Below are 14,188 nucleotides of genomic sequence, written 5' to 3' on the forward strand. Positions count from 1 at the left end.
ACCGTGCAGATCCTTTCTTTGGCAGTAACTGACGCAGGGCTTGATGATAAAGCGGTCCTGCTTGCTAATGCTTTAGGTTTGCCAGTCACCCCGCTCGATAGTCAGAGCGCTCAGTTGGTGCTTTCGCCTTTACGACTTGAACTTCGCGTCCCGGAAATTGGCGGCCCGATTTTTATTGATTTCACCGCAGGTAAATACCAACATCGCCGACAGTTCGGTGGTGGGCGTGGCCAACCACTGGCCAAAGCTGTTGGGCTTAAAAAAGGGGCTACCCCTTATATTATTGATGCAACAGCCGGTTTTGGCAGAGATGCTTTTGTATTTGCCAGTTTAGGCTGTCGGGTCACATTGATTGAGCAGAATCCTGTCATGGCGGCCTTACTGGCTGATGCGCTACAACGAGCTGTTGATGATAATGCAGTCACAGAAATCATTTCACGGATGCAATTACATCAAGGAAATGCCGTCGACTACCTAGCAGGCCTTCCCGAAACCGACAGACCAGATGTGGTTTATCTGGATCCGATGTATCCCTCAAGAGATAAATCCGCTTTGGTGAAAAAAGAAATGCAGCTTTTGCATAAGCTGGTGGGGCCTGACAACAATAGCTCTGATTTACTTAATGTGTCGCGAGAAGTTGCTTTGAAACGCGTTGCTGTCAAACGACCGAAAGGTGCTGAGCTTTTTGCCAATCAACCACCGCATGTCAGTATCGAAAGCAAAAATACCCGTTACGATATTTACACCCGATAAATTCGCTAACGGCGTTGTTTATCGAGCTCTCTAAGGTGTGCCAGCTTTTCGGCAATCTTGATTTCCAGACCACGATTAACCGGCTGATAATATTGCCGCTGCGGCATGCTTTCCGGGAAATAATTTTCCCCCGCCGCATAGGCATCTGGCTCATCATGGGCGTAACGGTATTCCTTACCGTAATCGAGATCTTTCATTAATTTGGTCGGTGCATTACGTAAATGTAATGGTACCTCGGCTGAACCAAAGTTTTTAGCATCCTGCATCGCCGCTTTAAAGGCGGTATAAACAGCGTTACTTTTCGGTGCGCTGGCCAGATAAACCACCGCTTGAGCAATCGCCAGCTCACCTTCTGGGCGGCCCAACTTATCAAAGCTCTCCCAAGCATCTAAAGCGATACGTAAGCCACGGGGATCAGCATTACCAATATCTTCAACCGCCATTCTGACGATACGACGCATCAGATACACCGGATCACAGCCACCATCCAGCATTCGGCAAAGCCAATATAAGGCTCCGTCAGGTGAAGAACCGCGAACTGATTTATGTAATGCCGATATCTGATCGTAAAACGCTTCACCGCCCTTATCAAAGCGTCGTAAGGTGCCAGATAACACTTCGGCCAGATCGATTTCATCTACTTCGGTTTGCTGTTTGCTATCAGCCAGATCAATGGCGATTTCCAGCAGATTCAGTACTCGCCTTCCATCACCATCAGCAGCTTGTGCCAGTTGTTCACGTAACCGGTCATCCAGTTTGATATCACGGCCAGCCAAACCTCGAATGCCATCCTGCATTGCACGATCAATGATCAGCTTTAAATCATTCACTTCCAGGGATTTGAGCACATACACCCGCGCCCGTGATAACAACGCGTTGTTTAATTCAAATGAGGGGTTTTCGGTGGTAGCGCCAATAAAAGTAAAGGTGCCGTCTTCAACGTAAGGCAAAAAAGCATCTTGCTGAGACTTGTTAAAACGATGCACTTCATCAACAAATAACATAGTACGTCGACCACGTTCCTGTTGCAGTTGCTTGGCTCGGGTAACAGCCTCACGAACTTCTTTAACACCCGCTAATACGGCAGAAATACTGATAAATTCTGCATCACAATATCCGGCAATTAGTCTCGCTAAGGTAGTTTTTCCGGTACCAGGCGGTCCCCAGAAGATCATTGAGTGTGGCTGGCCGGTGGCTATCGCCTGTCTTAATGGTTTACCTTCAGCTAATAGATGTTGCTGACCGATATAGTCATCCAATGTCTGCGGCCGCATCCGGTCAGCCAATGGACGGCCAACCTGTGGATGCAGATTATCAAACAGGCTCATCAGGGAATATCGCCCACCACATCAACACCTTCAGGTGCAGTAAATTGAAATCTTGAATCAGGTAAATTGTGATTGATTTGGACATTGCTGAATACCAGTCGTGTACGCTGATCAAAACTATCTACCATCAACATTTCCCGGATACCATTCACATCGAATGCCAAGGCAACGGTTTGATAGGTATTGTCATTTTCTTTTGGCATCAACCGAACCCATTGCAGTTCATCTTCTGATTCCAGTTCAACAATAGTGTATTCCGCCTCCGGCAAGGTATTTCCCGATAGCAATCCAGCAGGGGTTTCAGCTAAGGCTTCATCTTGCAGTTTGACGGTAATTTGTTCTAAATCGACATCGTAAAACCAGATCCGCTCACCATCAGCAACGATTTGTTGTGGAAAAGGCGTGTCGTAATCCCAGCGAAATTTACCGGGTCTGGATAATAAAAACTGTCCAGTGGCTTCTTCTACCACCTGTCCATCGGTATCAATGACCGTTTGCTGGAAGTCGGCTTCAAGCTGTGAAACTTGCTTTACAAAACTATTGAGCCTGTCTATAGCTGATTCGGCAAAAGCCAATGAAGGCAGGATCAAGCTACCTAACAGCAACCACTGTGTTGCACAGCGTTTTATCATTATTTCTACTCCAAATCGTTTCAGAACAACTAAGACAGCAATTACAGTCAACTAATTGCATTAGTTGCGTGGCGGTGGAGCCAATACTTCGCGACTACCATTAGTTTGCATCGCGGATACCACACCAGCAGCCTCCATTGCTTCAACAATTCGAGCTGCACGGTTATAACCGATTTTCAACCGGCGCTGCACTCCGGAAACAGATGCACGGCGGCTTTCAGTGACAATTTGCACCGCTTGATCGTAAAGCGGATCGGTCTCACCATCACTGGCATCACCAACTCCGGCGCTTTCACCATCATCATCGTTATTATCCTGGGTAATTTCTTCCAGATAATTGGGCCCGCCTTGCGATTTCAGGAAGTTCACTACTGCATGCACTTCATGGTCATCCACAAAGGCACCATGCACACGTTCAGGCAAGCCGCTGCCGGGAGGTAGATACAACATATCGCCCTGCCCTAATAATTGCTCGGCGCCCATCTGATCCAGAATAGTCCTCGAATCGATTCTTGAAGAGACCTGAAACGCCATACGGGTCGGGATATTCGCTTTAATCAAGCCAGTAATAACATCCACCGAAGGTCTTTGGGTTGCCAGAATTAAATGAATACCGGCAGCACGAGCCTTTTGTGCCAAACGAGCAATCAGCTCTTCAACTTGCTTGCCAACGACCATCATCATATCGGCTAATTCGTCGATGATGACCACGATAAACGGTAAGGTGTCCAAAGTCGGGATCGGCTCACCGGGCAACACTTCTGCCATGGGGTCTGGAATCGGCTCACCACTATCGATAGCATCTTGCACTTTCTTGTTATAACCAGCGATATTGCGCACGCCCAATGCGGCCATTAATGGATAACGTCTTTCCATTTCTGCAACACACCAACGCAAGGCATTGGCAGCCTCTTTCATATCGGTCACCACAGGGGTCAGCAAATGCGGAATATCTTCGTAAATCGATAATTCCAACATTTTCGGATCAACCATGATCAGGCGAACGTCTTTAGGTGTAGCTTTGTATAACAGGCTCAAGATCATTGCGTTAACGGCAACGGATTTCCCAGAACCGGTAGTACCCGCCACTAATAAATGCGGCATTTTTTCGAGGTTAGCAACCACAGGTCTGCCAGCAATATCTTTACCCAAAGCCATAACCAAAGGTGATTTGCTGTTTTCGTAATCACTGCAAGCGAGAATTTCGCGTAATCGAACCACTTCCCGAATTTCATTGGGGATTTCCAGGCCCACAAACGGCTTGCCCGGAATAATTTCAACAATACGTACACTGGTAATTGATAAGGCTCGGGCCAAATCTTTGGCCAGACCACTGATGCGACTGACTTTAATGCCCGCTGCTGGTTGTAATTCAAAACGGGTGACGACTGGACCGGGCTGAACCTCAACTACCTGAACTTCCACACCGAAATCTTTTAGTTTTAATTCCACAAGACGCGATAATGCTTCTAACACTTCTTCGCTATATCCCGTGGTGACTGCTTTTGGCATGTCCAATAAAGACAAGGTTGGCATTCCTGGTGCATCAGGTGTTTCAAACAAGGGTTGCTGGCGTTCTTTTTCTTCACGCTTGCTAGGTTCTTTCACCACTATCTGGGGTTCAACGCGGACTTTAGGCTTACTTTGCATTTTTTCTTTCTGTGCGATAAAGCTTTCTTCGCGTTGCTGACGGGTGCGTCTAATTTGCAAATTACCCTGCAATTCACGGCTCCAGCGGGAAACATGGATTAACACCACCATCGCCATAGCACCCAACCGGTCAATCACCATTAACCAGGATAAACCGGTAAATAATGTTACCCCGGTCAGCAATAACGCTAACAACAACAAACTGGTGCCTGAAGCACCAAAGACTGATTCAAATCCCTGACCAACTGATTGCCCAAGAACACCACCAGCACCTTCAGGTAAATATTTTGCATATTCAACTAAACTGAGGGATGACAAGCCACTGGCAGCAGCCAAAGCCATAATCAGCCCGACAGATTTTAATACCCAGAAATGCAACTCATCATCGCCATCGGCCCGCTTGCCCCAGCTGAATAACAGCCAGCCACTGAATCCCAACATGAGTGGTGCCAGATAAGCAGGTAAACCAAAAGCAAACAGCAAAGTATCTGCAAGCCATGCGCCGACAATACCACCCCGGTTAGCGATGAGATCATCCGTTCCGGTGGTTGACCAGCCAGGATCAGTAGGTTCGTAAGTGATTAAAGACAACAATAGATATGCCGCTAATGCCAGCGCCAGGATCAGTGCTGCTTCACGAAGTCTGAACCCGACTGCGCCAGCGGAGACATCTGGTTTATTTTTGTCGTTTGCCCGTGTCGCTTGTGCCAATGTGATATTTCCAATGAAGCCAATTGATTAAACGCAGATTCTAACACAGGTTTTAGCAGCTGATGCTTGTCCAAAGGCAAAGCAATGGGTACTCTAATCTATTAGATTTTTATTCGATACTGGGAGACACACTTATGGCGGACAGCAAACACTGCCGACTACTGATTTTGGGTTCAGGCCCTGCGGGTTATACCGCCGCGGTTTATGCTGCTCGAGCTGCTTTGGAGCCTGTGTTAATAACCGGTATTGAACAAGGTGGCCAATTGACTACCACCACCGATGTCGATAACTGGCCGGGTGATGCCGAGGGTGTGCAAGGTCCTGAATTAATGCAACGTATGCAAAAACATGCAGAGCGTTTCGGAACTGACATCATCTTTGATCATATTCACACTGCTGATTTAAGCCAGCGTCCATTTAGATTAATCGGTGATGCCGGTGAATACACAGCTGATGCATTAATCATTGCCACTGGCGCGTCAGCTAAATATTTGGGTATGGACTCTGAAGAAGCCTTTAAAGGCCGTGGCGTATCTGCCTGTGCGACCTGCGATGGATTTTTCTATAAAAATCAGCCTGTTGCCGTTATTGGTGGCGGCAACACAGCGGTTGAAGAAGCATTATATTTATCTAATATAGCTTCGAAAGTCACAGTGATTCACCGTCGTGATAGCTTCCGCAGTGAAAAAATTCTCAGCAATCATTTATTGAAAAAGGCCGAAACCGGCAATGTTGAAATTTTGTGGAATCACACGCTAGACGAAGTTTTGGGTGATAACGCTGGTGTGACGGGTATTCGAGTTAAAAACACCGAAACAGGTGATACCCAGGAAGTCCCTGTACAAGGCGTGTTTATTGCCATCGGTCATCAGCCAAACACATCTATGTTTAAGGGCCAGCTGGAAATGCAACACGATTACATCATTCTGAAAAAAGGCACACAAACCAGTATTCCTGGCGTGTTTGCAGCAGGTGATGTGTCCGATCCTATTTATCGTCAGGCAATCACTTCAGCTGGAGCTGGCTGTATGGCAGCACTGGATGCTGAACGTTTTCTGGAAAGTGAAAAATAATAACTCATAAGGCAGGGGCTCCCCTGCCTTATTTATTCCAAGGAGAGACTTTAATGGCCCTTTATCAACATATTCTGATTGCAGCGGATTTTTCCAACCATACGGATATGGTGATTCATCGTGCCAAAGCGTTGGCAGCCGCCAACAACAATACAAGGCTGAGCTTGTGTCATATCGTAGAGGATTTCCCACTGACTGATTTTGCCTATGAACCGATGATCAGTGTTGATGCCGATATGCGTGATGCGCTACTCAATGCCGGTGAAAAACAACTATCTCTATTGGGAGAAAAATTCGGTATCGATACAGATAGCCAATGGATAGAGTTTGGTAGCCCGGGCCGTGATATCGTACGCATCGCCGAAGAAAATAATGTTGATCTAATCGTCGTTGGTTCGCATGGTCGCAAGGGCATCAAAATGTTACTTGGTTCAACAGCTAATGCCATATTGCATCATGCCAGTTGTGATGTATTAGCCGTCAGGTTAAAGGACGAAAGTTAAGCTGCAGATGGTATCTAATTGTTGTGGTTATAGTAGCCAGGATTATTGATTCATTTCATATCTGCCATATCTGAATAGATATATTTCATAAACTAAGGATATTTTGTGTCAACGTCCTCTTCATTTCCTCCCGTCTATACTGAAGCATTTCATCAGGCATCGGAAAACCTGCGTCGCACATTACCGTTTATCAATCAGCACCAAACTCCTGTCAACCCGGTCAATTATGCCGTTTGGTATGAATATGTGGCGGGCAATAATCAACAATTAAAAAAAGCCATTGACACTCGTCTGCAAAAACAGCAGAAAATCACACCTGAACTGACCCAAAAGCTGTATGAAAAATATGTATTAATGGGCTTACCAGAAAAGCTTGAAGCCACTAATAACGGGCTTAGACTGGTGGTCGACAACACGATGAATCAGATCAATAAGGTTGAATTGGCCGCTGGTGATTTTTCTGACGATCTGGCCATTCAGCAAACCAAACTGGAACAAACCGAAGACATCACAGAAATTAAAAGCGTTTTGTCAGAAATTCTGCAAAACACTCGTAAACTAGGTCAATCCAGCAGTGATTTGAAGCAGGAATTAGCAGTAACCACTCAAGAAATACTTCGATTGAGAGCTGAATTAGAGATCGTTAAACAACAGGCAAAAACCGACGGTTTAACCGGGTTATTAAATCGTAGCTGCCTGAATAAAAAATTAACTGAGCTTTGTCATGAGGGCGAAAAGACTTTCACGCTAGGCTTATTTGATATTGATCATTTTAAGCAGGTCAACGATAAATTCGGTCATTTGCTTGGTGATCGAGTCTTGCAATATTTTGCCAGTCTGTTGAAAAAACACTGTCACAACCAATCGCATATAGCAGCGCGTTTTGGTGGCGAGGAGATGGCAGTCATCTTTATCGACACCCCAGCCCACCAAGCATTAGAAATTGCAGACATAATTCGCCAACAGCTTGCCAGCAGTAATCTAAAGAAAAAAGACAGTGATGAAACAATAGGTACAGTTACGGTTTCTGTTGGTCTAAGCCAATACCAGCCTGGTGACACCACATTGAATATTATTGAACGTGCCGATGTTGCTTTGTATGAATCAAAAGCTGCAGGCAGAAATTGCATTACGCTACGTTAATCAGAACTTATAAAACTGACTGTTAAGATAATCTACTACTTGTTTTTGCTGTGCCGGTGTCCAATTGACATCAGCAGCAATCGCACAATTCGCCACGCGTTTTTCCAAGCCATCCAACGTTTTTACCCCCCGATCTGCACGAGAATAAATCGAATTCGGCTGACCACCGGTTAAAGAAGCGTGACATTGCATACAATTGGCATCATGCAATTGTTTTCCCTGTGCCAGCGACGTAGCGCTGACACTAAGGAAAAGCATGGCCAATAAATAACGCATCAATCAGACAACCGCTCGTGTTTGCAGTGCAGCAATTCGTAGCGATGCCGGTGGATGTGAGTCATAAATAGCTGAAACCAGTGGATCCGGTGTCAGCGTGCTGGCATTTTCTTTGTATAAAGCGACCAGCGCAGTAATCAAATCATCCGCATTGGAAACCGACGCCGCATACGCATCTGCTTCAAATTCATATTTGCGTGACATGGAAGTCATCAATGGATGCAGAAAGAAACTGAATACCGGAATAACCAGCATAAACAGAATCAGTGCAATCGCATTGTTTTGTGTGTCCACCCCAAGGCCAGTGTAGAACCAGGTTTGTGTTGATGCCCAACCAAGCAGTGCCAGCCCAATCAAACTCAATACCGCCATCATCATCATATTTTTAATAACATGTTTACGACGAAAATGTCCCAGTTCATGGGCCAATACCGCTTCAATCTGATCTTCATTCAAGGTATTGAGCAAAGTATCAAAAAATACGATGCGTTTGTTATTTCCTAAACCGGTGAAATAAGCATTTCCGTGTCCACTGCGACGTGATCCATCCATCACATAAATGCCCTGGCTTTTGAAACCACAACGTTGCAACAGGTTTTCCACTTTTTGTTTCAGATCGGCATCATCTAATGGGGTGAATTTGTTAAACAGTGGCGCAATAAAGGCCGGATATGCCCACATCATAACGACGGCAAAGCCCATCCAGGCTGCCCAAAGGTATAACCACCAGAATTCTCCAGTACTATTCATCAGCCATAAGGTTACCCAAGCAATCGGCGCGCCCAACACCAGCATCAACAGTAACTGCTTGGCAAAATCGCCCATAAACAAAACTGGTGTATTACGGTTAAAACCGAATTTTTCTTCCATCACAAAGGTGCGATACCAGGACAATGGCAATTCGAGTAAAGAACCAATCACCAGAAAACTCAGAATCAAAACCACTCCGGTTGTCATGGCTGACCAGCCCAGACTTTCCCATGCACCAGACAAAAGCGCCAAACCACCGCCCAACGTCCAAAGGATTAAGACAATTGCACCAAACCAGCTTTCGCGACGCATTTGAACGCCTTTGGCCACCGTATAATCAGCAGCCTTTTGGTGTGCGGCTAAACCAATCTGCTCACGAAATGCGGCAGGCACTTCATCGCGATTCGCCAGTACATGGCGACGTTGACGCAATGACAACCAGATCTCAATCCCCGTCATCAGGGCCAACGCAATTAAAAATATCCAGCTAAATTCGTTCATAATTTTTTAAACCAGTTAGAATCGTATAAGGTGTCGTGTACATTAGCCTTTGATACAATCAATGGCAACATAGTTCACCTAAATCTGTAGTAATAAAAAGACGGAGCCCATGGCCAAAAGCAAACATAACCTGATCTGGATTGACCTGGAAATGACCGGTCTCGATACCAACAACGACTATATTATCGAAATCGCCACCATTGTCACTGACAGCGAACTGAACATTTTGGCAGAAGGCCCAATTATCGCAATTCATCAACCTGACAGCATTCTGGCCGGTATGGATGAATGGAATACCAAACAACACGGTGGCTCTGGACTAGCTGAGCGGGTTCGCAACAGTTTAGTTACAGTTGAACAGGCTGAACAAGAAACGTTGGAATTTCTAAAAAAATACGTACCTGCCGGCATATCCCCCATGTGTGGCAACAGTATTTGTCAGGATCGCCGCTTTATGGCGCGGTTGATGCCGGAACTGGAAGCCTATTTCCATTACCGTAATCTTGACGTCAGCAGCTTCAAGGAAATCGCGCGGCGCTGGGCACCCAAAGTCGAAAAATCCTTCAAGAAAAAATCGTCACATCTGGCGATGGATGATATCAAAGACTCTATTCGCGAACTGCAGCACTATCGCGAGCATATGATTAAAGTGCCTGAGTAAAGTCACGATTTATAACAAATTCAATTCACGGTAATTTCACGACAACCGCAGGATGATCATTACACTCAATTAAATTGTGATTGTAATGGCGCATCTCAAACCACACTTACCGTCAAAGCAGTGCCTTATCTGCAACCGTCCGTTTAGCTGGCGAAAAAAATGGCGTGAGTGTTGGGAGCAGGTTTTATATTGTTCCGAGAGATGCCGTCGTCAGCGTAAGCAGGTCAATCGCATATGAAACCCTTATCTGGGTTCCCGGAAAAAATGATATTGCTCGATTGTGAGACCACGGGTGGTAATGCCATTCGTGATCGTCTCACCGAAATTGCTCTGATCGAAATCACTGATGGGGTTGAAACTGACCGCTGGCAGACATTGATTAATCCGGGCATCAGTATTCCACCATGGATCAGCAAATTAACCGGTATTACCGATTCAATGGTGGCAAACCAACCGTCGTTTGCCGATATTGCTGAAGAATTGCAGCAACGTCTAGCTGACAAAGTCTTTGTTGCCCATCATGTGCGCTTTGATTATGGTTTTATCCGCGAATCGTTTCGTCGCATTGGCATTACCTTTTCTGCCAAAACACTATGTTCAGTCAAAATCAGTCGGTTGTTATACCCTGAGCAACGTCGTCACGGTATTGATGCGATTGTTGCCCGGCTGGGCCTGACCGTTAATCAACGGCATCGGGCAATGGATGATGCTCAGGTTATTCTTGAATTATTCCAACAGACCCAACACGATTTTGATGAATCCACTATCCAGCAAGCCTGTAAGCAATTATCACAACAAACCCGAGTGCCCAGTCATCTGGATATTGCTGAAATCAACAAATTGCCCGAACGTCCCGGCATCTATCAGTTTTTTGATGAACATGGCGCGCTGTTATATATCGGTAAATCCGTCAATATCAAACAACGTGTGCTCAGTCATTTTGTACAGAATGGCAAACTACGTAACACCGAAATGCAGCAACAGCTGCAGCATATTGATTTTATCGAAACCCCTTCCGATTTTGGTGCCCAACTACTGGAAAACCAGTTAATCAAAAGCAAAACGCCACGCTATAACCGGCGTCAGACCAAAACCAAGCGACTGTATCAAATCGCTTTAACGGTCAATGATAAGGGTTACCACCGCACCACGATTGAAATGGCCGATTTAAATCAGCCACCCGATATCAGTCAGCGTTATGGATTGTTTCGTAGTCAGAAACAGGCGGAAAAAAAACTGCTCGATCTAATTAATGAACATCAGCTGTGTCAGAAACTTTGTGGCCTGGAAAAAACTAAAAACGGCTGTTTTGGTTTTCAGTTAAAAAAATGTCTGGGTGCCTGCTGCGGTGAAGAACCGGCAATACGGTACAACCTGCGATTGCAAACTGCGTTATCGGGTATTAAAAATCAGGCCTGGCCATGGCCAGGCCCGATAGTCATTACTGAACTACCGGCAGATGGCGATTATGAGGCAGCGCATTTTCATCTGGTCGATCAATGGCTTTATCTCGGCATCGTAAAAAACCAACACGATGCCTTTGAACGATTACAGCAGCAATATGCTGAACCACAATATTTTGATCTGGATGCCTACAAAATCCAGCTACGCTTTTTGTTAAAACTTCGCCCTAAACAGTTATTGATTGAAAGCTTACGTTTACCTGCAGAGGAGGCTTCATGATCTCCAATAGTCACCGAGTTTTAGGTTATGCCGGACTGCTGCCTTTTTTAGGATTAGCGATTATGAGCTGGCTGGGTTATTTGTATGCTATCGACTGGTTGCTCAGTTATGCGGCATTAATTTTCAGCTTTCTGGGTGGTCTGCTCTGGTATGTAAGTAGCGTTGAAAAGCTTCCACGACATGTAGTGATTGTCAGTGTCTCCACCATGTTATGGGCCTGGTGCTGGTTATTATCCCCGACACATTACTGGCTATGGCTGGCTGCTTTATCATTTATTGGCTTGCACTTATATGAACGGCAGCAACTCAGCGAAATCTACTCTGCCGAGTTGATGCGCTTGCGGGGTCATCTATCTTATGGCGCTGCCTTTTTATTGTGGCTGGCGGCACTTTCGACATTAAATGCCTAAGCTGCGTTATCTCAATCTGATCCTCGGTGATCAACTTGATGCTGAGAGTCTATTGTTCGATGACTTTGATCCTCAGCATGATCGACTGTGGATGGCTGAAGTGTCGGCTGAGTCCACAGAGTATTTATCAAGTAAACAGCGTACTGTTTTATTTTTATCGGCGATGCGGCACTTTGCTGAACAACTCAAAACCGATAGCTATCCGCTGAATTACTGGACGTTAAAAGATAAAAAATCCAGTTTTTATAACGCTTTATCTGCCACGTTAAAACACGATTCGTTTGAAAAAATCCGCTGCGTCTTGCCTGGTGATGTCAGAGTCATGAACGAAATACAGCAATGCGCCAATGATGTTGATATCGAGATTGAGTGGCTGGCTGATCAGCATTTCATCAGCCATAAAGGCGAATTTAAAGCCTGGCTTGCCGACCGCAAACAACCGCGAATGGAATTCTGGTATCGCCAATTACGTAAAAGCCGGCAAATCCTGATGGAAGATGACCAGCCGCTTGGTGGTCAATGGAATTTTGATAAGGACAACCGCAAAAGCTTTGGCAAAAAAGGTCCATCCAAATTGTCTGAGCCTCTATTGTTTGAAGCGGATGACATCACCAAACAAGTCATAACGGATGTTGAAAACTTTCTGCCGGATCTCTACGGCGATATTGAAACCTTTAACTGGCCGGTCAGCCGTGAACAAGCATTGGCAGCATTAAAGGATTTTATTCAGCACCGCCTGAAACATTTCGGCGATTATCAGGATGCGATGTGGACCGATGAACCATGGCTTTATCATTCACGCTTATCGACCTGTCTGAATCTCAAACTACTTTCCCCCGCAGAAGTTATTGAAGCGGCTGAAAAAGCCTATATCGATAATGACGCGCCGTTAAATGCAGTGGAGGGTTTTATCCGGCAAATCCTCGGCTGGCGTGAATATGTGCGTGGTTTGTATTGGAGCTATCGCGAAGACTGGCTGCAGATGAATGCACTCAATGCCAGTCGCAATCTGCCAGCATTATATTGGAATGCTGAAACCGAAATGACCTGCCTGCATCACAGCGTCAAACAGGTGTTGAATCATGGATACGGGCATCATATTCAACGGCTGATGGTCACAGGTTTGTTTGCTTTGTTATGGGGGGTTAAACCCAAGGCCATTCATGAGTGGTATCTGGCAATGTACGTCGATGCCGTTGCCTGGGTGGAGATCCCGAATACATTGGGTATGAGCCAATACGCCGATGGCGGCATCGTCGGTTCCAAACCCTATATTGCCAGCGGTGCTTATATCGATCGCATGTCCAATTATTGCAAGTCTTGCCCATTTAATCCCAATCAAGCCAGTGGCGATAACGCCTGTCCATTTACCACGTTGTACTGGCATTTTGTCGACCGACATCAGGACTTTCTGAGTAAAAACCCTCGTCTTGGTATGCAGGTCAAAAACTGGCACAACAAATCTCAAGATGAACAACAGGCCATCAGCCAGCGTGCTGAATACCTGTTCAGAAATTTACCGTAAGGAAACACTATGCAAGCAACGCAACTGGTCTGGTTACGCAATGATTTACGCCTCGATGATCATCCAGGATTGGCACTCGCAGCCGAACAAGGTCCCATTCAAGTAGTGTTCTGCGCCACGCCTGAACAATGGAAACAACATGATGAATCCCCGGCAAGATTAGGCTTCGCGCTGCAGCTTTGCAGGATATCGCTGATCGACTTGCCCAGCTTGGCATACCGTTTCATTTATTAGAAGTTGATTTTTTTGCTGATGTGCCCGATGAATTATTGAAATTTTGCCAGCAGCAAAATATCAGTGATATCTGGTTTCAGGCTGAAACACCGCTTGATGAACAATGTCGAGATCAGGCGGTTAATGAGGCATTAACTAAAGCCAATATAAAAGTACATTTGCTCGCCGAAGATTTACTGGTCGCCTTACCGGTAAAAACCCAGCAGGATGATCCTTTTAAAGTATTCACGCCCTATTACCGTCGCTGGCTGCAAATCCTCGAAGATATTCAACAAGCCCCATATACCGAGCCAAAATCACAGGGTAAAGCATTAAAACCGGAGCTATTGAGATGTGATTGGGCCGGAGAATTTCG

14 protein-coding genes and 1 pseudogene are annotated in these 14,188 nt (G+C 45.7%); 10 read left to right on the top strand and 5 right to left on the bottom strand.

The features are described from left to right. The first annotated feature begins 18 nt into the window (after positions 1-18). Complete coding sequence (locus A9E74_RS08820) at positions 19-753, top strand: class I SAM-dependent methyltransferase (protein WP_245652125.1); 735 nt, start codon at positions 19-21, stop codon at positions 751-753. Between the two features lie 5 nt (positions 754-758). Here the strand turns inward: A9E74_RS08820 and A9E74_RS08825 are convergent, their stop codons facing one another. Genes A9E74_RS08825 through A9E74_RS08835 form a run of 3 tightly spaced genes read right to left on the bottom strand, consistent with a single transcriptional unit; the run spans position 759 to position 5,074 of the window. Continuing rightward, positions 759-2,081, bottom strand: a complete 1,323-nt coding sequence (locus A9E74_RS08825; protein WP_069296264.1) for a replication-associated recombination protein A — start codon at positions 2,079-2,081, stop codon at positions 759-761. Then, positions 2,081-2,713 (bottom strand): outer membrane lipoprotein periplasmic chaperone LolA, encoded by a 633-nt coding sequence (gene lolA, locus A9E74_RS08830; RefSeq protein WP_069296265.1) that lies wholly within the window; start codon positions 2,711-2,713, stop codon positions 2,081-2,083. Before lolA ends, A9E74_RS08825 begins: the two co-directional genes overlap by 1 nt. A gap of 60 nt (positions 2,714-2,773) precedes the next feature. Then, entirely contained in the window at positions 2,774-5,074 is a 2,301-nt protein-coding gene (locus A9E74_RS08835) for a DNA translocase FtsK (RefSeq protein WP_069296266.1), read from the bottom strand. Positions 5,075-5,208: 134 nt separating this feature from the next. Between A9E74_RS08835 and trxB the strand changes: the two genes are divergently transcribed. The 3 genes from trxB (at position 5,209) to A9E74_RS08850 (ending at position 7,793) form a co-directional block, all read left to right on the top strand. Further along, positions 5,209-6,147, top strand: a complete 939-nt coding sequence (gene trxB / locus A9E74_RS08840) for a thioredoxin-disulfide reductase (RefSeq protein WP_069296267.1) — start codon at positions 5,209-5,211, stop codon at positions 6,145-6,147. Positions 6,148-6,200: 53 nt separating this feature from the next. Further along, positions 6,201-6,650, top strand: coding sequence for a universal stress protein (locus A9E74_RS08845; RefSeq protein WP_069296268.1), 450 nt, complete (start codon positions 6,201-6,203; stop codon positions 6,648-6,650). Positions 6,651-6,755: 105 nt separating this feature from the next. Then, entirely contained in the window at positions 6,756-7,793 is a 1,038-nt protein-coding gene (locus A9E74_RS08850; RefSeq protein ID WP_069296269.1) for a GGDEF domain-containing protein, read from the top strand. On the opposite strand, the gene A9E74_RS08855 is transcribed toward A9E74_RS08850, so the two are convergent. Both A9E74_RS08855 and A9E74_RS08860 read right to left on the bottom strand, forming a co-directional pair. Then, positions 7,794-8,069 carry a c-type cytochrome gene (locus A9E74_RS08855; protein ID WP_069296270.1) on the bottom strand — a complete coding sequence of 92 codons (276 nt, stop codon included), beginning with the start codon at positions 8,067-8,069 and terminating at the stop codon, positions 7,794-7,796. A gap of 3 nt (positions 8,070-8,072) precedes the next feature. Continuing rightward, positions 8,073-9,320 carry a M48 family metallopeptidase gene (locus A9E74_RS08860; RefSeq protein ID WP_069296271.1) on the bottom strand — a complete coding sequence of 416 codons (1,248 nt, stop codon included), beginning with the start codon at positions 9,318-9,320 and terminating at the stop codon, positions 8,073-8,075. A 109-nt stretch (positions 9,321-9,429) separates the two neighbouring features. Between A9E74_RS08860 and orn the strand changes: the two genes are divergently transcribed. The 6 genes and pseudogenes from orn to A9E74_RS14770 form a co-directional block, all read left to right on the top strand. Next, positions 9,430-9,981: an oligoribonuclease gene (orn, locus tag A9E74_RS08865; protein ID WP_069296272.1), complete on the top strand. Its 552-nt coding sequence runs from the start codon at positions 9,430-9,432 to the stop codon at positions 9,979-9,981. Between the two features lie 85 nt (positions 9,982-10,066). Further along, a complete protein-coding gene (locus A9E74_RS14065; RefSeq protein WP_084003018.1) occupies positions 10,067-10,219 on the top strand; it encodes a DUF2256 domain-containing protein in 153 nt (50 codons plus the stop codon). Then, complete coding sequence (locus tag A9E74_RS08870) at positions 10,216-11,664, top strand: exonuclease domain-containing protein (protein WP_084003019.1); 1,449 nt, start codon at positions 10,216-10,218, stop codon at positions 11,662-11,664. The genes A9E74_RS14065 and A9E74_RS08870 overlap by 4 nt, the downstream gene beginning before the upstream one ends. Continuing rightward, entirely contained in the window at positions 11,661-12,074 is a 414-nt protein-coding gene (locus tag A9E74_RS08875; protein ID WP_069296273.1) for a DUF3429 domain-containing protein, read from the top strand. The genes A9E74_RS08870 and A9E74_RS08875 overlap by 4 nt, the downstream gene beginning before the upstream one ends. Further along, a complete protein-coding gene (locus A9E74_RS08880) occupies positions 12,067-13,599 on the top strand; it encodes a cryptochrome/photolyase family protein (protein WP_069296274.1) in 1,533 nt (510 codons plus the stop codon). Before A9E74_RS08875 ends, A9E74_RS08880 begins: the two co-directional genes overlap by 8 nt. Positions 13,600-13,608: 9 nt before the next feature. Beyond that, a pseudogene (locus tag A9E74_RS14770) lies at positions 13,609-14,045 on the top strand (deoxyribodipyrimidine photo-lyase); the annotation flags it as partial. Positions 14,046-14,188: the final 143 nt, after the last annotated feature.

The sequence above is a fragment of the Methylophaga muralis genome (assembly GCF_001720165.1).
GTDB classification, from domain to species: Bacteria; Pseudomonadota; Gammaproteobacteria; order Nitrosococcales; family Methylophagaceae; genus Methylophaga; species Methylophaga muralis.